This window comes from Embleya sp. NPDC005575 (assembly GCF_040605455.1).
Lineage (GTDB): Bacteria > Actinomycetota > Actinomycetes > Streptomycetales > Streptomycetaceae > Embleya.
Window position 1 is genome coordinate 1 of record NZ_JBEXCV010000147.1, and the last position, 22,049, is coordinate 22,049.

The window sequence follows — 22,049 nt, forward strand, 5'->3', positions numbered from 1 at the left end:
TCTGTTTTGATGTGAATGGATTTAAGTCGTGTTGTCTTCCGATCTTTTGTGGCGGCGACGACACCGGGTGGCAGCGGCGCGGCCACGGAGCCGGCGACCAGGGCCACCGGGACGCCGGCGCCGTGGTGGGCGAGGTCGAGGACCGTGCCGACCACTTTCCCGCGCGTGGAGGTGGCGTCGAAACGGCCCTCGCCGGTGATCACGAGGTCGGCGCCGACGAGGGCGTCGGGCAGGCCGGCGAGTTCGGCCACGCGGATGGCACCGGGGACGATCCAAGCGTTCCACGCGGCGGCGAATCCGTACGCCGTGCCGCCGGCGGCACCGGCGCCGGGCGCGGCCGGGTTGCCGCCGAGCAGGGCGGCCAGGCGCGCGAGGCCCGCGTCCAAGGCGGCGACGTCGTCGGGGGAGGCGCCCTTTTGTGGGCCGAACACGGCCGCCGCACCGTTCGGGCCCAGCAGCGGGTTGATGACGTCGGTAAGGATCTGTACGCCGCCGGGCGGCGGTGTCGCCAGGCCGGTCGTCTCGATTGCCGTGAGAGCGGCCAAGGCGCGCCCGCCGTACGGAAGTTCGGTGCCGTCGAGGTCACGGAAGCAGGCGCCGAGAGCGGCCAGCGCACCCGCTCCGCCGTCCGTCGAGGCCGAGCCGCCCACCGCGACCACCAGGGCCGACACACCCGCCCGCAGCGCCGCGCCGACGACCACACCGAGTCCGGCGGTGTGTGCCCCCATCGGGTCGGGCGCGCCCATCAGCGGCAATCCCGACACGGCGGCCAACTCGACGACGCCTGTACCGTCCGGCAGGCGCAACCAGGCGGTGTCGACGGGCCGCCCGTCCGGACCGGGCGCGCCGAGCACCGGCACCCGCACGGCGCCGGAGACGGCCCGCGCCACGGCATCGAGTGTCCCCTCACCACCGTCGGCCAGCGGTAGCCGCAGCACTTCGTCACTCGGTCGCACCCGCAGCCAGCCCTCGGCCACGGCAACCGCGGCCGCATCGGCGGCAACGGTGCCCTTGAACGCGTCGGGAGCAATCACGATCCGCATGACGGATTCCACCTTCTTGGTTACCGGCCACTACAGCGATCGGGGGGACGGGGCGACAGGCGGGGCCGCCGGGCGGGCCCGAACGGTCGCGACGCATATGGTGCGCCAACGATAGGGCCGATGATGCACGGTGGCGCGACGCCCGACCTGTGTGGAGCGACGTGCACGACCCCTTCGGCCCCGCGCTGATGGGCGCGCTGCCGGACCTGCGTGTCCCGACACGTCGGTCGAGCACGGGCAGGCCGTGTTCGACCGAGCGTGCGCACGACGCCGAGTCGGCACAGATGCGGGTGCGACCGTTCGCGGATGCCGAGGCGATCTTCCGCTTCTACGCGGACACCGAGATCAGCTTCGCCGACCTCCGCGAGTTGTAGGGCAGGAACGCCCGGACGCGTTCTGCGTGTTCCTGCGCACGCTCGGGCGCCACCGGGGCACGCCGATGTACACGGACGCGGAAGGCAGCCATGGGTATGCGGTACTCGGGTTCGACGTCGATGCCGACCGGGTGGTGGTCCCGGCGGATGCGCAGGGCCGGCCCACCGAGGCGACTGGTCGAGCGGTCGACCGGTCGCCTCGGTGGGCCGACCGTGCTCACCGCAGGGGACTCGCGACGGTCGTCAGGTGCGGACCTCCGTTACGAAGCGGCGCTTCATGGTGGCCACCACCGCGTCGCCGTCCGCGGCCCAGACGTCCGCGTTGAAGATCTCCACCTCGATGTCGCCGGCATAGCCGGCCGCCTCGACCGCCGCCGTCATCGCCCGGAAGTCGATCGCGCCGTCGCCCATCATGCCCCGGGCGAGCAGGTTGTCGGCCGGCAGCGGCAGCACCCAGTCGCAGACCTGGTACGAGGCGATCCGCTCGCCCGCCCGGGCGATCGCCGCGAACAGGTTCGGGTCCCACCACACATGAAACGCATCGACCACGACGCCCACTTGCCCGACCGGATGCGGCTCGGCCAGGTCGAGCGCCTGGTCGAGGGTGGACAGCACCGCGCGGTCGGCGCAGTACATCGGGTGCAGCGGCTCCAATGCGAGTCGCACACCGTGCGCACCTGCGTATGGGGCGAGTTCGTCCAGCGCCTCGGCCACCCGCTCCCGTGCGCCCGGCAGATCCCGGTCCCCGGCGGGCAGCCCGCCCACGACCAGCACCAGGCACGCCGCCTCCAACGCCGCGGCCTCCTCGATCGCACGGCGGTTGTCCTCGATCGCCTCGGCCCACGCGCCCGGCGCACGCGCCGTCAGGAACCCGCCCCGGCACAGCGACGACACCCGCAAGCCGGCGTCGCGCACCAGCTTCGCCGCCTCCGTCTGCCCAGCGTCGGCGACCTTGTCCCGCCACAACCCGATCGCGGGCAGCCCCGCCCGTACGCAACCTTGCACCGCCTCGCGCAACGACCAGGCGCGCGTCGTCCACTGGTTCAGCGAGAGCCGGGCCAGACGCGGGTCGCCGGCCTCCGGCGTGGCCGTGGCGGCGGGGTTTCCGCTCGGTACATCCAGCGTGCTCATGCCGGCGCTCCCCTACCCGTGCCGATTTTTGTCGTCGTGCCCATCTCGCCGCCGCCGGTGCGGACGAACACCGGCCGCCCGGCGCCGATCGTGCTCGTCGGCCTCACGCGCGCACCCCCGCCACCGCGAGCAGCGCCCGCATGCGCTCGGCCGCCAGGTCGGCGTCCGGGAGCAGTCCGGCCGCGTCCGCGAGGCGGTACGCCTGTGCCAAGTGCGGGAGCGAGCGGGCCGATTGGGCGCCGGCGATCATGGTGAAGGCGGGCTGATGACCGGTGAGCCAGGCCAAGAAGACGATGCCGGTCTTGTAATGGTACGTGGGGGCGGCGAACAGATGCCGTGACAGCGGGACCGTCGGCGCGAGGAGGGCGTCGTATCCGACCGCGTCGCCCGCGTCCAGGGCGCGCAGCGCGCCCGCCGCCACCGGGGCGATCGCGTCGAAGATACCCAGCAGCGCGTGGCTGAAGTGCCGGTCGTCGCCTCGGATCAGCTCCGGGTAGTGGAAGTCGTCCCCGGTGTAGAGCCGTACACCCGAAGGGAGTTCGGCACGCAATCGGATCTCGTGATCGCGATCGAGCAGCGAGACCTTGACCCCGTCCACACGATCCGCGTGCTCGCGCACCACCTCCAGGAAGACCTCGGTCGCCGCCTCCACGTCGGCCGACCCCCAATAGCCGGCCAGCGCCGGGTCGAACACCTCGCCCAGCCAGTGCAATACGACGGGACGCCGCACCTGCCGCAGCAGCGCGCCGTACACCCGGCGATAGTCCTCGGCGCCACGCGCGGCCGCGGCCAGCTGACGGCTCGCCATCAGCACCACCTTGGCGCCCGATTCCTCGACCACCGCGACCTGTTCCGTGTAGGCCGCGATTACCTGGTCGATCGTCAGGTCCGGGTCGGCGTGGTCGGTGCCCGCGCCGCACGCGATCAGCGTGTACGGATCGCCGACCGTGGCGGCCTCGGCGGCGCTGCGCCGGATCAGTTCCGCGGTGGCCGCCCAGTTCAGGCCCATGTTCCGCTGTGCTGTGTCCATCGCGTCCGCGACCGCGAAACCGTGCGACCACAGGTGGTGCCGGAAGGCGAGGGTGGCATCCCAGTCCGGCACGGCCGGCCGGCCCGGTGTGTTGTCGGCGAGCGGGTCGGCCACGACGTGCGCGGCGGCGTACGCGGTGCGGGCGCGGAAAGCCGGCCCGCCGGGGGCCGCGCCGAGGTAGACCCCGGTGGGCTCGTACGGTTCCAGTGCGCCGCCCGCGCTGGGCAGCAACAGGCGGGCGGTCACGCGGACTTCCCATCCAGTGCGGGAAGCTCCACCCGACGGCCCTCGGCCGACGATCGCAGCCCGCACTCGGCCAGCTGCACGCCGCGTGCCCCGGCGAGGAAGTCGAAGGCGAACGGCTCGTCGGCCACCACGTGCCGCACGAAGTCCTCCCACTGCACCTTGAACCCGTTGTCGAAGCCGGTGTCACCGGCGTTGTCCGGCACTTCCTGCCACTGGTCCCGGAACGACTCGGTGACCGGAAGGTCGGGATTCCACACCGGAGTCGGCGTCGCCGAGCGGTGCTGGACCCGGCAACGGCGCAATCCCGCGACCGCGCTGCCCTCGGTGCCGTCCACCTGGAACTCCACCAGTTCGTCCCGGTTGACCCGCACGGCCCAGGAGGAGTTGATCTGTGCGACGATCCCGCCCGCGAGCTCGAAGATGCCGTACGCGGCGTCGTCGGCGGTCGCCGGGTACTCACGCCCGCGCTCGTCCCACCGGGTGGGTATGTGCGTGACCGCCTTCGCCGTCACCGCCTCGACCCGGCCGAACAGGTTCTCCAGCACGTAGGACCAGTGGCAGAACATGTCCACGACGATGCCGCCGCCGTCCTGGGCACGGTAGTTCCAGCTCGGGCGCTGGGCGGGCTGCCAGTCGCCCTCGAACACCCAGTAGCCGAACTCGCCGCGTACCGAGAGGATTCGGCCGAAGAAGCCGCCTTCGATCAGTCGCCGCAGCTTGAGCAGGCCGGGCAGGAACAGCTTGTCCTGCACCACGCCGTGCTTGACGCCCGCGGCGTCGGCGGCCCGGGCCAGGTCGAGGGCGCCGGTGAGCGTCTCGGCGGTCGGCTTCTCGGTGTACACGTGCTTGCCCGCCGCGATCGCCGCATGGATCGCCTGCTCGCGCGCCGTGGTCACCTGCGCGTCGAAGTAGATCGAGTTGGCCGGGTCGGCCAGCGCGCCGTCCAGGTCCGTGGTCCACGCGCTGATGCCGTGCCGGTCGGCGATCGCGCGCAATTTCTCCGCATCCCGGCCGACCAGGACCGGTTCCAGCCGGACCCGGGACCCGTCGGCGAGCGCGACGCCGCCCTGGTCGCGAATGGCCAGGATCGAACGGACCAGATGCTGGCGGTAGCCCATCCGGCCGGTGACGCCGTTCATCACGACGCCGAGGGTGTGGGTGGTCATGGGGGCCTCTCAGAAACGGACGGGACGGAAGCGGTGGGCCGGTCGGGCGCGCCATGTGGTGTCCCTGGGTTTGTCCAGGGCTTACTTCCAGAACGGAAAGCGCTTTCCCGTAAGTTAAGGCGACACGACGATGAGGTCAAGAGAACAGGGACATCGAGGGGCTCGGGAAGCCGTACCCACTGTGACAAGTTGGGTATGCGCTTTCCACTCGCTACTGTGTGCCCATGCCGAATCCGACACCCGACACGCCCGTGACCCGCCCGGCGGGCCCGGTCACCCTCCAGCAGGTGGCCGAGCGTGCCGGCGTGTCCTCGGCCACCGCCTCCCGCGCTCTGCACGGCAGCAGCGGCACCCGGATCGTGGGGGAGGAACTGCGCCGCCGCGTCCTGGATGCCGCCCGCGAACTGCGCTACGTCTCCAACGCGCCCGCCCAGGCCCTGGCCCGGTCGACGACCACGGTGGTCGGCGTCGTCGTGCACGACGTGGCCGACCCGTACTTCGCCGCCATCGCCGCCGGCGCGATGGGTGTCGCCCGTGAACACGGCCTGCTCGTCATGCTTGCCGCCACCTTCCGCGACCCGGAACTCGAACTGGACTACCTGGGTCGGTTGCGCGCCCAACGCGCCCGCGCCGTGGTGCTGGCCGGCAGCGGTTTCGCCGATCGCGAGTTCACCCGACGCCTGGCCGCGGAGGTCGACGCCTATCGCGCCGACGGCGGTCACGTGGTCGCCGTCGGCGCACACGGGATCGCCTCGGACACGGTCCGCCCCGCCAACCGGGCCGGCGCCGCGCTTGCCGTGCGACACCTGTACGACCTCGGCCATCGCAGCTTCGGCATCGTCTCCGGACCGCGCACGCTGACCACGGTGCGCGATCGCCTGGACGGCGCACGCTGGCAACTACGGTCCCTGGGGTTGGGGTTGTTGCCGACACAGATGATCGACGGCGGCTTCACCCGGGAACACGCCCGGGCCGCCGCCCGCACGCTCCTGGCCCGCGCGCCCGAACTGACCGCGATAGTCGTCCTGAACGACCTGATGGCGGCCGGCGTCCTGGCCGCGCTTCGCGACGACCTGGGGCTGCGCGTGCCCGAACAGATCTCGGTGGTCGGCTTCGACGACCTCCCCTTCGCCGCCGACCTGAATCCGCCGTTGACCACCGTCCGGCTACCCCTGGCCGACATCGGCGCCCGCGCGATGGACATGATCCTCACCGGGCCCACCGTCGAGCCCCGGACGCTCGACCTCGACACGGAACTCGTCGTCCGCAGCAGCACGACGACGGCGCCGCGATAGGGGCGGGGCGCGGCGGGGTTTGGTGAGCCGCCCAGTCCCGGCGGGGCGAGGAGGGCCCGGCTGGGCTCGGCCCACCTTGGGTGTTTCCTTGGGATCATCGTGCCGACCGGTTGAGGATGGCAGCGATCGGCAGCGCCACGCGGTAGCAGCCTCATCGCAGCGGGTCGCGATGCCGCGCCACCGCTTCGGACGATCGATGCGCCCGGGTGCTGCCGGGATGGGGCGTTCGGCGGGGTCGGGAGGCGGAGTCAGAGGGCTCGGCGGCGTAGGCGGAGGGTGGTTGCGGCGAGGAGGATTGCGGACAGGGCCGTGTACAGGGCTGCTTCGGTGAGTTGGAATTGCCAGAAGCGGGTTGCCGGGTGGTAGGTCTCCCACCAGCGCAAGCCGTGGGATTGCAGGTATTCGGCGAAGCCGTTGCGGTCCGGGTAGGCGTTGGCGATGCTGCGGTATTCGTCGTGGGAGAGGTGGCGGCCCGTGGCGTCCAGCCAGCCGTTGGACAGGACCCAGTGGTGGTGCTTGTCCGTCAGGGACGCGGTGGGCGATCCGGTACGGGTCACCGGGCTTTGGTAGTGCGGCCTCAGGTAGCTCTCGGCCGGGAGGCGGACCGCGAGGAAGACCGCGACCGTGACCACGATCGCGGTGACCGTGCGACGGATGAGCAGGCCGGCGAGGGCGCCCAGGGACAGGGCGAAGAGCGTGTACGCCGGGAACGACAGGCCCTCGGTATCGAAGGCCTGGGCGGCGAAGCGGCCGTCGACGACCATCTTGTCCATGGGTTCGCGGTACCAGGTGAACAGCCACGCCATCGCGCCGGTGAAGACCAGCGTCGCGGCCACCAGCAGGGCCGACTTGGTGACCAGCCAGCGAGTACGGGTGACGCCCTGCGTCCAGGCCAGACGCCAGGTCCCGTTCTCGTATTCGGGGGCCAGCAGTGTGGCTCCGACGATTGCGCCGATCAGGCCCGGGATCACATTCACCCAGGTGATCAGCCGCTCCGCCCGGGCGACCCTGTCGAAGTACGATCGGATGGTCATCTCGCAGGCGGGTGAGGTGTCGCTCCTGGACAGGCAGCCGGCCACGTGTTGCCGGTACTCGTCGTGGAGGGACTGGCCGTGCAGGCCGAGGAACACGCCCGCCAGGATCAACAAGCCGATGGCGCTCAGCGCCTGTATGCGGTGTTGACGCCACGTCAGCCAGATCATCGGGGGCTCGTTTCGGTCGGAGAAGGCTGCGCGGGAGGCTGCGAAGCAGGATCCGGCAGTTCCAGGTAGGCCAGCACCAGGTCCTCAAGGCCGATCGATCGGGATTGCCAGGCCGGGTGGAACTCCGGGCGTTCGCCGGTCGTGCGCACGAGCAGCGTGCTGTGTCGGTCGGCGTATTCGTGGCGCACCACCCCGGGTACGGATGCGGCGAGTTCGGTGCGTGGTCCGGTGAGCACGCGGTGCGAGGAGACCAGGTCGTCGACCGGGCCGGAGAGGCGGACCCGGCCGTGGGACAGCACCACGAGCCAGTCGCTGACGCGTTCCAGTTCGGTGACGACGTGGGAGGACATCAGGACGGTGAGGCCGTCTTCGGCGACCGCCGTCATTACGGTGCTCATGAACTCGCGGCGGGCCAACGGGTCCAGGCTCGCCAGTGGTTCGTCAAGGACCAGCAGCGGCGCGCGTTTGGCCAGCGCGAGGGCGAGGGCGACCTGAGCCTGCTGGCCGCCGGAGAGGTCCTTCGCGCGGCGGCGGAGGGGTAAGTCCAGTTCGGCGAAGCGCCGTTCGGCGAGCGCCCGGTCCCATCGGCGGTTCAACCTGCGGCCCATCTCGAGGTGGTCGGCGAGAGTGAAGCCCCGGTACAGCGGGTGATCCTGGGCGACGAACGCCACCTGTTCCAGCCCCGCCGCGGTGCCCGCCCGCACGGGCGCGTCGAACACTCGAACCACGCCCTCGGTCGGCTCCAGGAGCGCGGTGATCAATTGCAACAACGTGCTCTTGCCCGCGCCGTTGGGTCCCACCGACGCGATCACCGCACCTGCCGGCAGCGACAACCAACAGTCCTGCAACGCACGGACCTTTCCGTAACGCTTGCCCAACCGCTCGGTCTCCAGGGCCGGTGCGTCGCCACCGAGCTTCGGCTCGATCGACAGGGAGCCGCTCACGCGACCCCCTCGTTCCGGACCTCGGTACGAATGGTCGCGAACATCGCGGTGACCATGTCGTCGTCCAATCCCGCCGCGTACGCGTCGCGCACCCACCGCGCCAACGACCGCCGCAACGCCGCATGCACGCCGGGCGGCACCGGCGTCAGGTCGCCGACGATGAACGTGCCTTGGCCGGGCCGGGCGGAGACCAGGCCCTCGTGCTCCAGTTGCCGGTATGCCTTGACCACCGTGTTCGGGTTGATCGCCAGTTCGGCGACCGCTTCCTTGACGGTCGGCAGCCGGTCACCGACGCGGATGTAGCCCAGGAGGAGCGCCTGTCGGACCTGCTGCACGATCTGCAGATAGGGCGGCACGCCCGCCGCGCTGTCCAGACGCAGCTTCAACATCTCGTTCCTCATTTCACTATGATGATAGTAAAAGTAGGTGGATGGAGAAGCGGAGTCAACGCTTGGTCACCCGGGAGTGTCGGTCGAGACGATCGAGACACCCGAGCGGTCTGCGGTTACCACCCGCGACCGGTCGGCCCGGTGGTGGCGTCGTCGTGGTGTGGGTTGTGGGTTGGGTCGACGGTTGCGCGGCGCACGAACGCGAGGGCTGCGAGGACTTCGACGGTGGTCGCCGCGTACAGGGGTATCGGGTCCGCGTGGATGCTCAGCGGGCCGGTGAGGGCCGCGCCGAGGGCGAAGGCGGTGATCTTCAGGCTTGCGCCGGTGGTGAAGATCCGACTGCGGAGCCGGTCCGGAGCCTCGCGGTGGCGGATCGCGAACAGGGCGGTCAGTTGGGGGCCTTCACCGATGCCCGCGAGTACCATCGCGGTGATCAGCGGGATCGGTCGGCCGGTCGACGCGAGCAGGAACGCGGCGGCCAGGATCAGGGCGCTGCACCACATGACGGTGTCCGGCCGGAGGGCGCGCGGGCGGCGGGCGAGGAGCGCGTTGGTGGTCAGGGCCGAGGCGGCCACCACCGAAAGCAGGATTGTGCCGTGCGCGGCGGAGCCGAAGGCATGTTCGCCCAGCAGCGGGCTGTAGGCGAGCAGGATGCCCTGACCCACACAGGACAACATCGAGGAGGCCGTGGCCCGGGCCAGTGCCGGGGTGCGGAGGACGGCCCGGAATCCGGCGGCCAGGTCGGTGCCGATCGACGTGGGCGGCGTCGCCCGCCGAGGATGGTCTCGGGGTGGGGGCAGCCTCCAGGCCGCAGGCAGCGCGAGGCAGATCAGCACGATCGAGGCGATCACCGCGGCGCCGGCGCCGGCCACGCCGGCCACGATGCCGGCCAGGACCGGTCCGGTCAGGCCGGCCGCGTTGAAGGTCATCGCATCGACCGCGGTGGCGCGGGGCAGGCGCGCGGCCGGTACCACGCGCGGCAGTTGCGCGGTCCAGCCACCGGTCAGGGCCGGAGCCGCCAGGCCGGCCCCCGCCGCGATCAGGACGGTGACCGGGAGCGGGACCGGGCCCAGGCACAGCACGATCACCCCGAGCGCCGCCGCATATCCGGCCAACGCCCCGGTGAGCAGCCGGCCGGGCCGCGCCGCACGGTCCAGCAGCACACCGAACACCGGGCCGCCGAGCGCCGCGGACCCGGTGACGGCCGCGAGCAGCGCCGACCCGTCGGCAGCCGACCCGGTGACCGCGAATCCGGCCAGGAGCAGCGCCGGCCCCGACATCTCGTCGCCTGTGCGCGCGGCCGCCGCCCCTACGGCGTACGACCATATTCCGTAACGCTTTGTCATGGTAGAAACGTTACGCAGGTAACTCAAACATCCACCAGATGCGTTACATTCGACGTGTGTCCCACACGAACGACGATCGATCCACCCGCCACTCGGTCCAGGCCGTCGCTCGCCGGACGGTGGCCCTGGTCAACGCCCTGACCGGGAACGAACCGGCGACGGACCAAGCCCCGACGGCGGCGCCGTCGCCGGCGGACCTCGCGGATCTGTTGCGGGCCCATGGCGAGCCCGATCCGGTCGACCTGACCCCGGCCGACGTCACCGACCTGCACGCCGCCGCCGTACTGCTGCGCGCCGTCTTCGCTGCCGAGGACGTCGACGTCGCCGCATCCGCGCTGAACCGCCTGCTGCGCCGCGGCCGAGGCGCCCTCCGGCTCACGTCGCACGAGGGGCGCAGCCCCTGGCACCCGCATCTGGACAGCGACGACGACGCCCCGTGGGGCGAGTGGTTCCTCGCCTCGTCCTGCCTGGCCCTGACCATCCTGGTGTGGGATCGCCAACGGCCGCCCGGCGGCGTTTGCGCGTCCGGCACCTGTCACCACGTCTTCACCAACGAAGGCAGCGGCCCACCCCGCCGCTACTGCTCCCGCCGCTGCGCCACCCGCGAGCGGGTGGCGGCGCATCGGCGAGGCCGGGCCTAGGCCCTCCCGGTCGGCGCGGCCCCGGCAAGATCCGCCGGACAGGGCCGGATGTAGCGGCCGCGGCGGCCGCGGCCCTTCGTGCCGACCACGCGGCCGTCCGTTTTTGTGACAATCGAGGAGTGACGTCACCACATCCGCTCGGAGAGTTCCTGCAAGCCCGCCGTGCGCGCCTCCAGCCCGGCGACGTCGGGCTGCCCGCGGGCATCGGCCTGCGCCGTACCCAGGGGCTGCGCCGGGAGGAGTTGGCCGCGCTCGCGGGGTTGAGCATCCAGTACTACACGCGCCTGGAGCAGGGCCGGGAGAACAAACCCGGCGGCGCAGTCCTGGACGCTCTCGCGGCGGCGCTGCGGTTGAATGAGGAGGAGCACGCCCACCTGTACGTGCTGGCCAACCACGCGGACGAGCGGGTGCCGGCCGGGGGCGAGCCCGCGGATCGGGAGGTGCGGCCGGGGGTCCTCGCCCTGTTGGCGCGTGTTCGGCCCTGGCCCGCCTGTCTGCTCACCCGGACCGGCGATGTCCTGGCCGCCAACCCCGAGGCCTTCGTATTGTTCCCGGGACTGGCCCGGTGGCCGCCCGAGCGGCGCAACATGGTGCGGTACCTGTTCCTGCACCCGGCCGCGCGTGCCCTGTTCGTCGACTGGGAGGGGGCCGCGTCCGGCAGCACCGCGCAGCTGCGCACGCTGGTGGCGGCCGACCCCGGGGATCGTGGACTTACCGCGCTGGTGGAGGAACTCGCCTCGGAGAGCCCGGAGTTCGCGGACCGCTGGCAGCGCTACGACGTCCGGCGTCGGGAAGGCGACCGAGAGGTCTACCGGCATCCGCAACTCGGCGAGATCACCCTCGTGTTCGAGGTGTTGCGGATGGAGAGCGGCCGGCGGATCGTCGTCCATCAGCCGGCGGAGCCGGACGAGGCGGGCCGTCGGATCCTGCGCGAACTGGCCCGCCTCGCGGCGGCGGACGCCCCGCCGGGCTCCTCCGAGTAGCCGCCGCGGAGCTGCTGCCGCCCGGCCGGTGCCGGGTGCTCGGCGCATGCGGGTGCCGGTCGGCGTGGCGAGCCGGTCGTGCGCGGGGCTCCGGTCCCTGGCGCTCATGGCCGAGGGCTGCTCCAACGCGGCCATCACCCGGCAACTGGTGGTCTCCGCCAGCGCGGTGGAGAAGCACATCGGCAACATCTTCGCCAAGCTCGGCCTGCTGCCCGACGACGCCCAGCGTCGCCGAGTACTCGCCGGGCGAGTTCGCTAACCGGCCGCCGAGCCGAAGCGGTTCACCCATTCGGCTGCCGCGGGCAGCACGTCGTCGAGCGGGGCCACGTCCGGATACCAGGCCTTCTCCCACTCCAACGACACCCAACCCCGCCACTCGTGTTCGCGCAGGGTGGTTCCGATGGCGGTCAGCGGTACGGACCCGGTGCCCAGCGGGACCGGCGTGGTGTCGGCGGCGGAGGCGGCGTCCTTGATCTGGACGTAGCGCAGCAGCCCGGCGAGGGCCTCCGCCGTGTCGGCGGGCTGCTCGCCGTGCCGCCACGGGTGCAACGCGTCCCAGATCACCCCGACCGCGCCCGCGAACGGTCGGACAAGGGACGCGACCGCCGCGCCCGTGGGGTGCGAGTCGTGGGTCTCGACGAGCATGGTGACGCCGCGCGCGGTGGCTTCCGGAAGCAGTACCGCAAGTCTGTGTCCGGCGCGTTCGGCGTCGCCCTCGCCGGTGCCGCCCGGAAAGATCCGCACGGCCGGTGCGCCCAGGTCGTGGGCCAACTCGAGGAGCCGGCTGATCATGGACAGCACGACCGGGTCGGGCGTGGGCGCGCAGATGCCGGCGTAGCCGGCCAGGCACGGTACGGCGAGGTCGGCGTCGGCGATCCGGGCACGGATGGAGCGGCGTTCGCCGACGGGTAGGTCCAGGTGGACGAATTCGTCCTGGTGTACCCGCAGTTCGAGACCCGTGCAGCCGTGCCGCAGGGCCCGGGCGAGGTGTTCGTGCAGGGGTCGGCCGGGCGCGCCGAGCGTGCTGAACGCCCATCGTTTCGCACGCTCGGGTGTGCTCACGTGTCCTCGACTCCCTCGCCCGGCGCCGCACCACCGATCGGTTCGGCCGGGCCTGGCCGAACGGCGACTGGTAAGCGCTTTCCGTACGCGAGGTTAGATCGCCGTCGGATCGCCGGTCAAGCGGACGCCGCCGCGCCGCTCCCGGCTCAGCCCAACGTGTAGTTCAGGACGTAGGTGTGGCCGCCGTCCTCGGCTCGGACGATGTCGAGCGTGCCGCCGATGCCGGCCAGTTCGTCCGACCCGGTGCCGGCGACCACCCGGATGGCCAACTGCTCGCCGTCGCTCCCGGGTGCGCTGTGCTGCACGACGAAGGAGCCCTTGCGGCCTGCCAATTCGCCGGTGAAGCGTTCCACGGCCACGTAGGCCGCGGGGTTGCCTTCGAGGTCGTTCACCGAGAGCATGTGCACCGTGCTGGTGCCCACCAGGTCGCCGGCGAAGGTCTTGGTCATCCGCACCCGGCCGAGTGCGGCGCCCGGGGCCTCGTCGACCGTCTCCGGTTCGAACGAGGTGAGTTCGAAGGACCCGCGAGCCGTCGTAGTCATTGTGCCACCCTCAGTCGTTGCCTACCGTGTCACGCCGCAGCCTTGCACACGCCTGCGACAACGCCCGCCGTGGAAGCGTGATCGCCCGCCGTTGTGAACGCCCGCTGTCGAGCGGGAACGTCCACGGTCGTGCACGTCCACCGTCGAAGTACGGGAGTCCCGCCGCGACATCCGTGGGCTCATGGGGGAATCTCCCGACCGACGACGCCATGGCCGGGTGCGGCGCGACGCCGCTGCGCGAGGAAGTCGCCCGTCGAGCGGGGACGAAAAAAGGCGAGGGAACTCTCCCCGCCATATACAACTTATAGCGCGTCGGGGGGCTTGCGGCAAGACCCCGGTTGTCCCGCAGAATCGGCGGCCGAACGTCGAAACCCGCGGAACTGGGAGTCGCGAAGTGCGAGTGTTGTTGATGACGTGGGGATCGCGCGGAGATGTCGAACCGCCGGCGCAACCGGCGGTGAGCCTGCGCGACCCGGGCGCGCAGGTGCGGGTGTGCGCGCCGCCGGACGAGGAGTTCGTGGCGCTGTTGGCGCGTTCCGGCGTTCCGGCGTGCCGCTGGTGCCGCTGGTGCCGCTCGGCCCGACGGTTCGCTCGGTGGTCGCCGGCACGAGGCCACCGACGGCGGAAGACGCGTTCCGGCTCGCTCCCGAACCGGTCGCCGCGCGGATCGACACGCTCACCGCGGCGGCCGAGGGATGTGACGCGCTGCCGGCATTCGACCTGATGAGGGCCGGCGCCCGGGACGTGGCCGAGAGACCGCGCATCCCTACGTGACCGACCGGCTGTGGTCGGCGACAGACGCGACATCGTGTCCGTCACAGGGCATGACGGACCTCGACCTCGTACAGACCGGGGCGTGGATCCTGCCCGACATCCGCCCACTGCCAAGAGAGTTGGAGACCTTCCCGGACGCCGGTGCACCGCCGGTGTACGTGGGCTTCGGCAGCATGGCCGCGCACGCACCGGTGCGGGGGTGGCCGCGCGGCTGCTGCTCGACGCGGTCAGCCGGGACCGGCCGCCGGGGCCGTGTGACCCACGCGAGATCGTCGACCCGGAACCAGGAACACGAGAACCCACACCCCGGCGACCGGAACCGACGACGACCCACGAGGCCACGTCGGGCGAAGCGTCGCCCGCCCCCGCACCGGGTTCGTCAGGACAGTCCGAAACCCCCTGCCACGCGCCACGGTCGCACCGCGACCCCAGATCGGAGCCGATGCCGTGAACTCCCTGACCACCAACAGCGCGTTCGACCTTCCCGACCGCCTCTCCGCCAAGGCCGACCCGACGCTGATCGCCGGTGACGAGCGGCACTTCGCGGCCATCGCGGAGTGCCTGGAGCAGTCGATCGCCGACCTGTCCGACCGCCTCGACGCCGAGCGCAAGGCGCCCGGCGGCAAGGGTCGGCAGGCGATGGACCGGGACATCGAGATCCATCGGCTGACCACTCGCCTGCGTGCGTTGCGTCGCTTCGGTATGGACCTGTGCCTGGGACACATCGTCGGCGCGGACAACCCCGAGCCCGTGTACGTCGGTCGACTCGGCCTCACCGACAGCGCGGGGCGCCGGCTGTTGGTCGACTGGCGCACTCCCGCGGCCGAGCCGTTCTTCGGAGCCACCCACGGCAACCCGATGGGCCTGGCAAGCCGCCGCAGGTATCGCTGGACCCGCGGTCGGATCAGCGACTACTGGGACGAGGTGTTCACCACGGACGGGTTCGTCGGGCATGCCGCGCTCGACGACCAGTCCGCCTTCATCGCCGGCCTGGGCGGCAACCGCTCGCCCCGGATGCGCGACGTGCTCGGCACCATCCAGGCCGACCAGGACGCCATCATCCGCGCCGGATCCCGCGGCGCTCTCGTCGTCGACGGCGGTCCGGGCACGGGGAAGACCGTCGTCGCCCTGCACCGCTCCGCCTACCTCCTCTACTCCGACCCGCGCCTGGGTCACCGCCGGGGCGGTGTGCTGTTCGTCGGCCCGCACCAGCCCTACCTGAACTATGTCGCCGACGTACTCCCCAGTCTGGGCGAGGAGGGTGTGCAGACCTGCACCCTGCGGGACCTCGTCGCCGAGGGGGCCGCGGCAGGGATCGAGTCCGACCCGGAGGTCGCTCTCCTGAAGTCGTCCGCGGACCTGGTGGGGGCGATCGAGAAGGCCGTCCGGTTCTACGAGGAGCCGCCCACCAAGGGGATGACGATCACGACCCACTGGTCCGACATCCGGCTGACCGCCGGCGATTGGGCCGAGGCGTTCGAGGCGGCGGAACCCGGTACCGCGCACAACGAGGCACGCGAGCCGATCTGGGAGGAACTGCTCACGATCCTGGTGGACAAGCACGACGACGACGAGGTCTCGGCCGACCTGCTGCGCAGGTCCCTGACGCAGAACGGGGAACTGCTCACGGCCTTCAACCGCGCCTGGCCGCTGCTTGAGGCGACCGACATCGTCGGAGACCTGTGGACGGTACCCGCCTACCTGCGGATGTGCGCTCCCTGGCTCGGCCCCGACGACGTGCGGAAGTTGCAGCGCGGGAACGCCCAAGCCTGGACGATGTCCGACCTGCCGCTCCTGGACGCGGCTCGCCTGCGGCTCGGCGACCCGGAGGCGGCGCGCCGCAAGCGCCGACGAAAGGCCGCCGTAGCCGCGGAGCGCGAGCAAATGGCGTACGTCGTCGACGCCCTGCTGGAGGCCGACGACGACGGTGAGGGCGTGGTGACGATGCTGCGCGGCGAGGACTTCCGGGCCTCCCTGGTCGACGAGTCCGCCCGGCCCGGCATCGAACCGGACCTGCTCGCAGGTCCGTTCGCGCACATCGTCGTGGACGAGGCCCAGGAACTGACCGACGCGGAATGGCAGATGTTGCTGCTCCGGTGCCCCTCCCGGAGCTTCACCATCGTCGGGGACCGTGCCCAGGCCCGGCGCGGGTTCACCGAGTCGTGGCAGGAACGGCTCGAACGGCTCGGACTCGACCGGATCAACCTGGCCTCCCTGAGCATCAACTACCGGACGCCGGAGGAAATCATGACGCGGGCCGAGCCGGTCATCCGAGCCGTGCTCCCGGACGCCAACGTGCCGACCTCCATCCGCAGCAGCGGCGTTCCCGTCGTCCACGGATTCGTCTCGGAGCTGAACTCGATCCTCGACACCTGGCTCACCACCCATGCCGAGGGGATCGCCTGCGTCATCGGCGACCCCGCCTTCCGGTCGACGTCCCGCGTGCGGTCGCTGACCCCGGAGTTGTCGAAGGGGCTGGAGTTCGACCTGGTCGTCCTCATCGACCCGGAGGCGTTCGGTACGGGCATCGAAGGGGCGGTCGACCGTTACGTCGCGATGACCCGAGCGACCCGACAACTCGTCATCCTCACGAGTTCCTGAGGCGGCCGGCCCCGCTCCCGGCCGGGTCGGTGCCGTTCCGGGCGCGGGTGCCGGTCCGGGTGCGGGTGCCGTTCCGGTGCCGGACGGTTGGGTCAGCGGTGTCGGCGCACCGCGAGGGTCGTCGCCGCGCACAGTACGGCCGGCAGGAGCAGGGCCCAGGCCAGGTCGTGGGAGTCGGCTGCGCCGTTGATGCTGACGAAGGCGCCCATCGCGGCGACGCCGACCGTCGCGCCGATCTGGCGGACGGCGTTGAGGAGGCCGCCGGCGGCGGGTCACCCGCACCGGGACCGTCACCGCCGCCGCCAACGCGCTGGGCATCGCACCCTCCTCGGTCTCCGAACAGATCCGGGTGCTGGAGAAGTCGGTCGGCGTCGCCTTGTTCGACCGAGGTCCCAGGGGCATGACGCTCACCCCGGCGGGCGAGCGGATGCGCGACTGGGCCCTCCGTCTGCTCGACCAGGCCGAACAGGCCCGCCGAGAGGTCGCCGAGGCCGCGCCGCCGCTGCGGCTGGGTGCGCTGGAGAGCATCGCCGCGACGCACGTGCCCTCGGTGCTGGCCCGGCTCGGCGCGCGCCGACCCGACCTGCGGGTCCAGGTCAGTTCGGACGGTACGCACGACGATCTGCTGGCTGCCGTGGTCGCCGGCCGTCTCGATGCGACGCTGGTCCTGGACACCGGCACCTGGCTCGGCGAACTGGGCTTCGAACCGCCCTCGACCGCACTGGCGTTCGTCGACCTGGAGCCGATCGGGCTGGCCCTGGTCGCCGCGCCGGGCCACCCGCTCGAGGGCCGCTCCCGGATCACCGGCGACGATCTGCGCGGTCACCGGCTCCTGGTCAACGTGGCGGCCTGCTCGTTCCGCCTGGCCGGCGATCGACTCCTGGGCGCGGAGGTGGAACAGGTCCGGGTCGGCGGCGTCGCGGTCATCCGGGCGTGGACCGAACAGGGCCTGGGCGTAGCTCTGTTGCCGATCTTCGCGGTCGCCGACCAACTCGCTTCCGGCAAGTTGATCCGACTCGCCCTGGACGCCCCCGATCTGACCCTGCGTCTGGTCTGGCGCCCCGACCGGGAATCCCTCCCCGGCCTCCGCGAAGTCCTCTATGCAGCCGCCGCCCCCACACCGGGCACCCCCGCACCGGGCACCACCGCACCGGTCCTCCCGATCGCCGGAATGCGCACGGGGTCCTGACCCGACACCCACCGCCGTCCGGCTTCGCCGGGCTCACGCCGATCGCCGAGCCGCCGCACGCACTGCCCCGCAGCCACCGTGTCCCGGCGCAGTGCCCCGCCCGCTCGGCCGCGACATCGGCCTTCCCGTTCGCGCCGATGTCGGGTGTACCGACCGCCGACCGCCGGCTTGTCGATGGCCCCGCCCCGGCCTCCCGAGGGCGGGAGAGCGACCGCGGGCGTTTACGTTCGGAAGTCGGCGGTCACCCTTCGTTGCGGGAACCGGGGTCGGTGGACGGGAGTGCGATGGTGCGGCGACGACGGAACGTGCTTCGGTTCGCGGGCGGGGTGGCGTCATGGACCCGGTGACCGCCTCCCTGGTCGAGATCCACGATCGGCTCGGCGCCGTTGCCGACGGCGAAGTCGCGGACTACATTCCGCAGTTGGCCTCGGCCGACGCTCGGACGTTCGGGCTGGCCCTGGTGAGCATGTCCGGCCACTGCTACAGCGCGGGCGACACCGACGGGCCGTTCACCATCCAGTCCGTGTCCAAGCCCTTCGTGTACGCGCTCGCGCTGTCCGAGCTCGGCCCCGCCGAGGTGAGCCGCCGGGTCGGCGCGGAGCCCAGCGGCGAGGCGTTCAACGCGATCAGCCTCGAACCGGGCACCGGCCGCCCGGCGAACCCGATGGTCAACGCCGGCGCCATCGTGACCACCTCGCTGGTCCCGGCGGCGGACCCGCAGGACCGCTTCGAGCGCATCCGGGCGTGCCTGTCCGCGTTCGCGGGTCGATCCCTGGACGTCGACGAGGACGTGTACCGCTCCGAGGTCGACACCGGCGACCGCAACCGGGCCCTGGCCTACCTGATGCGCGGCGCGGGATCGTTGTCCGGCGACGTGGACGAGACCGTACGCACCTACTTTCGCCAGTGCTCCATCCGGGTCCGCGTCGGCGACCTGGCGGTGATGGCCGCGACGCTGGCCAACGGCGGCGTCAACCCGGTCACCGGCGACCGGGTGATCGCCGAGCCGGTGGCGGTACGGGCGCTCGCGGTGATGGCCACGTGCGGGATGTACGACACCGCCGGCGAATGGCTGCTGCGGGTGGGCCTGCCCGCCAAGAGCGGGGTGTCCGGCGGCCTGATCGCGTGCAGCCCCGCGCGCTTCGGCATCGCCGTACACAGCCCGCCCCTGGATCGCGCGGGCAACCCGGTGCGCGGCGTGATCGCGCTCACCGAACTCTCCCAACGCTTCGCCCTGCACCTGATGCACCAGCCGGGCCGGCACACCGCGACCGTCACCGATGTCACCACCGCGCTCGACCACCCCTCCTACCGGGCCCGCACCCCGGGGCAGCGCGCGGTCCTCGACCGCGAGGGACACCGCATCGTGGTCATCCGGGCCCAGGGGATGTTGGAATTCACCGAGACGGAGCACCTGCTGCACGCGCTCCGCGAGTTCGTGCCGGACGCACCCGGCTGGATCGTCCTGGACCTGGACCGGGTCACCCGGATCGCGGTCGGCCCCGCCGCCATGCTCGGCGCCGCTCTGGCCGATCTCGCCACCGCCCGTCACGAGCTCGCCATCGCGGCCCGGGAACCGCTGCTGGACCCGATCGCCGACCCGGGGCCGTGGACCCCATTCCGCAGCTGTGCGGAGGCCGTCGCCTGGTGTGAGGACCGGCTGCTGGCGGTGGCGCGGTCGTCCGAGTGACCCGGTCCGAGTACGGCGGCCGGCCCATCCATCGCCGCAGGCCGCAGGCCTGCGGGTCGGCCGCGAAAAACTTCTGCCGGCAACCGGTCACATTCCCGGGTCGGCGGGGGCCACATCGTCGTCGGACCGGAAACGGACCCCGCACGACGCCATCGCAGACCCGATCCGGAACGCGAGTCCGGAACCCGAGTCCGGAAGCCAGAGGAGCCCATCATGACCGCAGGTATCAAGACGGTGATCTATCCCGTCCGCGATCTCGCCAAGGCCAAGGAGTTGTACACCCGGATCCTGGGGGTGGAGCCGCTGATGGACGAGGTCTACTACGTCGGCTACCGGGTCGCCGGCCAGGACATCGGCCTGGACCCCAACGGTCACGCCAAGTGGGCCGCGGGCCCGATCGCCTACTGGCACGTCGAGGACATCGCCGCGACCTACAAGTCCCTGGTCGAGGGCGGCGCGGAGTCCGTACAGGAGGTCAAGGACGTCGGTGGCGGCAAGCTGACCGCCGTTCTGAAGGACGCCGACGACAACCCCATCGGCTTGATCCAGGGCTGATTCGGTCCCGAGCGGGGCCCGGGCCGCAAGCCACGGCTCCACGACGCGCCCCGGAGCGCGGCACGACCGGCGAGGCCGGCACCCGAAGGTGTCGGCCTCGCCGCACGTCGGAGACGCGGCCCGGGTCACCGAGACGCATGGCAGCGACTCGGACCCCGCCCGAGCGGCCCCGATACCCGCCGGCCACGCGTTACGCGTTCTCGGACAGTTCGTACGTTCCGTACGTGGGTGCCCCGAGCCGTTCGTAGGAGTTGAGGACCACTCCGGTCCCACTGGTGCGCGACTCGGTGAGGGTGAAGGCGGTCGGCTGTACACCGGGGACGAACAGTCGCTTGCCGGAGCCCACGGCGACCGGGAACGTCAGCAGGTGCATCGTGTCGATCAGCCCGAGTCGGAGCAGCGCGCCGGCCAAGGCTCCGCTGCCGTGGATCTGGAGTTCGTGGCCGTCCTGCTCCTTGAGCGCGGCGACCTCCTTGCCGAGATCGCCGCCGAGCAGCTTGGTGTTCGCCCACTCGGCCGAAGTCAGCGTTCCGGTGGGAACGTACTTGGGCAGCTCGTTGAGCCGGGTGGCGATCGGGTTGTCGGGGTCGGTCACCTTCGGCCAGTACGACGCGAAGATTTCGTACGTCCGGCGCCCGAGCAGGAAGGCGTCCGCCCGGCCGATGACGTCGGTCATGAACCGCCCGAAGTCCTCGTCGCCGTACGGCACCGACCAACCGCCGTGCTCGAATTCGCCGCTGGGGTCCTCCTCCGGGCCACCCGGAGCCTGGTAGACGCCGTCGAGGGTGAGAAAAGTGGTGAGAACGAGCTTCATGGCCGTGCCCTTCATGGTTTCCGAACCGTCACATGCTTCGACTGCGGGCCGGCCGGAAACTCATCGATGCGGGAAGGATTCTTCCGAAGTGCCCAGCACGACGGCGAGCCACACACGCCGCGCCTCACACACGTCACGAGGAGCCACGACATGTCGTATCCGACCTACCCCGAGACTCGCTACCACGGCGAGGACGGCGAAGTCAGTGCCCGCTTCCGCCCGGCCGGGCATCCGCCCGAACTGACCACGGCCGGTGCGAGCTATCACTACCTGGCCACGACCGACTCCACGGACGGCGAGTTCGGGCTGTACCGGGTGGACATGCACGCGGTGCCCAGCGGCCCGGGCACGCACTTCCACCGGACCATCTCCGAGTCGTTCTTCGTACTGTCCGGCACGATCCGGCTCTTCGACGGCAACGCATGGCGCGATGCCAAGGCCGGTGACTTCCTGTACGTGCCCGTCGGCGGCCTGCACGCGTTCCGAAACGAATCCGGCGAGCCGGCATCGATGCTGCTCCAGTTCGCGCCCGGCGCGCCGCGCGAGGTGTATTTCGAGGGTATCCCCGAACTCGAACACCTCACCGACAAGGAACGCGCGCAGTTCTTCCTGCGCCACGACAACCACTGGGTGGATCTCGGGGGGTAGGGGGTGTTGTCGGGCGACCTTGCTGCCGGCTTGCGAGGGGGCGGAGGCGGGGGGCAACGAGTCGGGGCGGCCCGGGGCACGGGGGCGGCGTTGCTGCTTGTTGGGCGACTTTGTCGCGGTGGACAGGTCGAACGGGCGCACGAGTTCGGTCCGGATCAGCGCCTCGATCGTGGTGTCGTCGGCCGTCGCGCGCCGCATCGGCGCGGGCACGGCCGGCACCAGAGCGGGCACGCCCTCGGCCTCGCCGACGGCCGTCGCGAGCACGGGGTGGCGCGCGACGGTGGCCGCATGTCCGCCAGCGCCTGTTCGGCCAGTCCCAGTGCCCGCCGACATCGATCCGCGTCGCCCAGCGCGGCGTACGCGCGCCCCTCCAGCGCGTACAGC

The 22,049-nt window shown here is 71.6% G+C and carries 20 protein-coding genes and 2 pseudogenes; 11 read left to right on the plus strand and 11 right to left on the minus strand.

Annotated features, from left to right (window positions below):
* On the minus strand, nucleotides 1–1,043 hold a 1,043-nt coding region (locus ABZS54_RS33895), incomplete at its 3' end, for a glycerate kinase (protein WP_355544979.1).
* A 161-nt stretch (nucleotides 1,044–1,204) separates the two neighbouring features.
* Here ABZS54_RS33895 and ABZS54_RS33900 point away from each other — a divergent pair.
* Nucleotides 1,205–1,417 (plus strand): hypothetical protein, encoded by a 213-nt coding sequence (locus ABZS54_RS33900; protein WP_355544982.1) that lies wholly within the window; start codon nucleotides 1,205–1,207, stop codon nucleotides 1,415–1,417.
* A 243-nt stretch (nucleotides 1,418–1,660) separates the two neighbouring features.
* Here ABZS54_RS33900 and ABZS54_RS33905 read toward each other — a convergent pair whose 3' ends face one another.
* From ABZS54_RS33905 to ABZS54_RS33915, 3 genes are all read right to left on the minus strand, one after another.
* Nucleotides 1,661–2,548: a sugar phosphate isomerase/epimerase gene (locus tag ABZS54_RS33905; protein ID WP_355544985.1), complete on the minus strand. Its 888-nt coding sequence runs from the start codon at nucleotides 2,546–2,548 to the stop codon at nucleotides 1,661–1,663.
* 103 nt (nucleotides 2,549–2,651) lie between these two features.
* Nucleotides 2,652–3,824, minus strand: coding sequence for a dihydrodipicolinate synthase family protein (locus ABZS54_RS33910; RefSeq protein ID WP_355544988.1), 1,173 nt, complete (start codon nucleotides 3,822–3,824; stop codon nucleotides 2,652–2,654).
* Entirely contained in the window at nucleotides 3,821–4,990 is a 1,170-nt protein-coding gene (locus ABZS54_RS33915) for a Gfo/Idh/MocA family oxidoreductase (protein ID WP_355544991.1), read from the minus strand. Before ABZS54_RS33915 ends, ABZS54_RS33910 begins: the two co-directional genes overlap by 4 nt.
* A 224-nt stretch (nucleotides 4,991–5,214) precedes the next feature.
* Here ABZS54_RS33915 and ABZS54_RS33920 point away from each other — a divergent pair, with 224 nt between their 5' ends.
* Nucleotides 5,215–6,285: a LacI family DNA-binding transcriptional regulator gene (locus ABZS54_RS33920; RefSeq protein ID WP_355544994.1), complete on the plus strand. Its 1,071-nt coding sequence runs from the start codon at nucleotides 5,215–5,217 to the stop codon at nucleotides 6,283–6,285.
* Between the two features lie 248 nt (nucleotides 6,286–6,533).
* Here ABZS54_RS33920 and ABZS54_RS33925 read toward each other — a convergent pair whose 3' ends face one another.
* From ABZS54_RS33925 to ABZS54_RS33940, 4 genes are all read right to left on the minus strand, one after another.
* On the minus strand, nucleotides 6,534–7,487 hold the full coding sequence (locus ABZS54_RS33925) for an ABC transporter permease subunit (protein ID WP_355544997.1): 954 nt from the start codon (nucleotides 7,485–7,487) through the stop codon (nucleotides 6,534–6,536).
* Nucleotides 7,484–8,431, minus strand: a complete 948-nt coding sequence (locus ABZS54_RS33930; RefSeq protein WP_355545000.1) for an ABC transporter ATP-binding protein — start codon at nucleotides 8,429–8,431, stop codon at nucleotides 7,484–7,486. Before ABZS54_RS33930 ends, ABZS54_RS33925 begins: the two co-directional genes overlap by 4 nt.
* Nucleotides 8,428–8,832, minus strand: coding sequence for a GntR family transcriptional regulator (locus ABZS54_RS33935; protein ID WP_355545003.1), 405 nt, complete (start codon nucleotides 8,830–8,832; stop codon nucleotides 8,428–8,430). Before ABZS54_RS33935 ends, ABZS54_RS33930 begins: the two co-directional genes overlap by 4 nt.
* 104 nt (nucleotides 8,833–8,936) lie before the next feature.
* Nucleotides 8,937–10,166: an MFS transporter gene (locus tag ABZS54_RS33940; RefSeq protein WP_355545006.1), complete on the minus strand. Its 1,230-nt coding sequence runs from the start codon at nucleotides 10,164–10,166 to the stop codon at nucleotides 8,937–8,939.
* Nucleotides 10,167–10,204: 38 nt separating this feature from the next.
* Between ABZS54_RS33940 and ABZS54_RS33945 the strand changes: the two genes are divergently transcribed.
* From ABZS54_RS33945 to ABZS54_RS33955, 3 genes and pseudogenes are all read left to right on the plus strand, one after another.
* Complete coding sequence (locus ABZS54_RS33945) at nucleotides 10,205–10,807, plus strand: CGNR zinc finger domain-containing protein (RefSeq protein ID WP_355545009.1); 603 nt, start codon at nucleotides 10,205–10,207, stop codon at nucleotides 10,805–10,807.
* Between the two features lie 119 nt (nucleotides 10,808–10,926).
* Nucleotides 10,927–11,790, plus strand: coding sequence for a helix-turn-helix domain-containing protein (locus tag ABZS54_RS33950; protein WP_355545012.1), 864 nt, complete (start codon nucleotides 10,927–10,929; stop codon nucleotides 11,788–11,790).
* A 97-nt stretch (nucleotides 11,791–11,887) separates the two neighbouring features.
* A pseudogene (locus tag ABZS54_RS33955) lies at nucleotides 11,888–12,049 on the plus strand (LuxR C-terminal-related transcriptional regulator); the annotation flags it as partial.
* Here ABZS54_RS33955 and ABZS54_RS33960 read toward each other — a convergent pair.
* Nucleotides 12,046–12,852 carry a sugar phosphate isomerase/epimerase family protein gene (locus ABZS54_RS33960; RefSeq protein ID WP_355545015.1) on the minus strand — a complete coding sequence of 269 codons (807 nt, stop codon included), beginning with the start codon at nucleotides 12,850–12,852 and terminating at the stop codon, nucleotides 12,046–12,048. The pseudogene ABZS54_RS33955 and the gene ABZS54_RS33960 overlap by 4 nt on opposite strands.
* A gap of 146 nt (nucleotides 12,853–12,998) precedes the next feature.
* On the minus strand, nucleotides 12,999–13,394 hold the full coding sequence (locus ABZS54_RS33965; protein WP_355545018.1) for a DUF3224 domain-containing protein: 396 nt from the start codon (nucleotides 13,392–13,394) through the stop codon (nucleotides 12,999–13,001).
* Nucleotides 13,395–13,788: 394 nt separating this feature from the next.
* Here ABZS54_RS33965 and ABZS54_RS33970 point away from each other — a divergent pair.
* From ABZS54_RS33970 to ABZS54_RS33990, 5 genes and pseudogenes are all read left to right on the plus strand, one after another.
* Nucleotides 13,789–14,356 (plus strand): annotated as a pseudogene (locus tag ABZS54_RS33970) (glycosyltransferase); the annotation flags it as partial.
* Between the two features lie 259 nt (nucleotides 14,357–14,615).
* A complete protein-coding gene (gene helR, locus ABZS54_RS33975) occupies nucleotides 14,616–16,769 on the plus strand; it encodes an RNA polymerase recycling motor ATPase HelR (protein WP_355545021.1) in 2,154 nt (717 codons plus the stop codon).
* Nucleotides 16,770–17,085: 316 nt separating this feature from the next.
* On the plus strand, nucleotides 17,086–17,958 hold the full coding sequence (locus tag ABZS54_RS33980; protein WP_355545036.1) for a LysR family transcriptional regulator: 873 nt from the start codon (nucleotides 17,086–17,088) through the stop codon (nucleotides 17,956–17,958).
* Nucleotides 17,959–18,292: 334 nt separating this feature from the next.
* The gene (glsA, locus tag ABZS54_RS33985) at nucleotides 18,293–19,648 is read left to right on the plus strand and encodes a glutaminase A (RefSeq protein WP_355545024.1); all 1,356 of its coding nucleotides are present in this window, start codon (nucleotides 18,293–18,295) and stop codon (nucleotides 19,646–19,648) included.
* Nucleotides 19,649–19,861: 213 nt separating this feature from the next.
* Nucleotides 19,862–20,203, plus strand: coding sequence for a VOC family protein (locus ABZS54_RS33990; protein WP_355545027.1), 342 nt, complete (start codon nucleotides 19,862–19,864; stop codon nucleotides 20,201–20,203).
* 190 nt (nucleotides 20,204–20,393) lie between these two features.
* Here ABZS54_RS33990 and ABZS54_RS33995 read toward each other — a convergent pair whose 3' ends face one another.
* Nucleotides 20,394–21,017, minus strand: coding sequence for a dihydrofolate reductase family protein (locus tag ABZS54_RS33995; protein WP_355545030.1), 624 nt, complete (start codon nucleotides 21,015–21,017; stop codon nucleotides 20,394–20,396).
* A 150-nt stretch (nucleotides 21,018–21,167) separates the two neighbouring features.
* Between ABZS54_RS33995 and ABZS54_RS34000 the strand changes: the two genes are divergently transcribed.
* A complete protein-coding gene (locus tag ABZS54_RS34000) occupies nucleotides 21,168–21,665 on the plus strand; it encodes a cupin domain-containing protein (protein WP_355545033.1) in 498 nt (165 codons plus the stop codon).
* Nucleotides 21,666–22,049 lie beyond the last annotated feature (384 nt).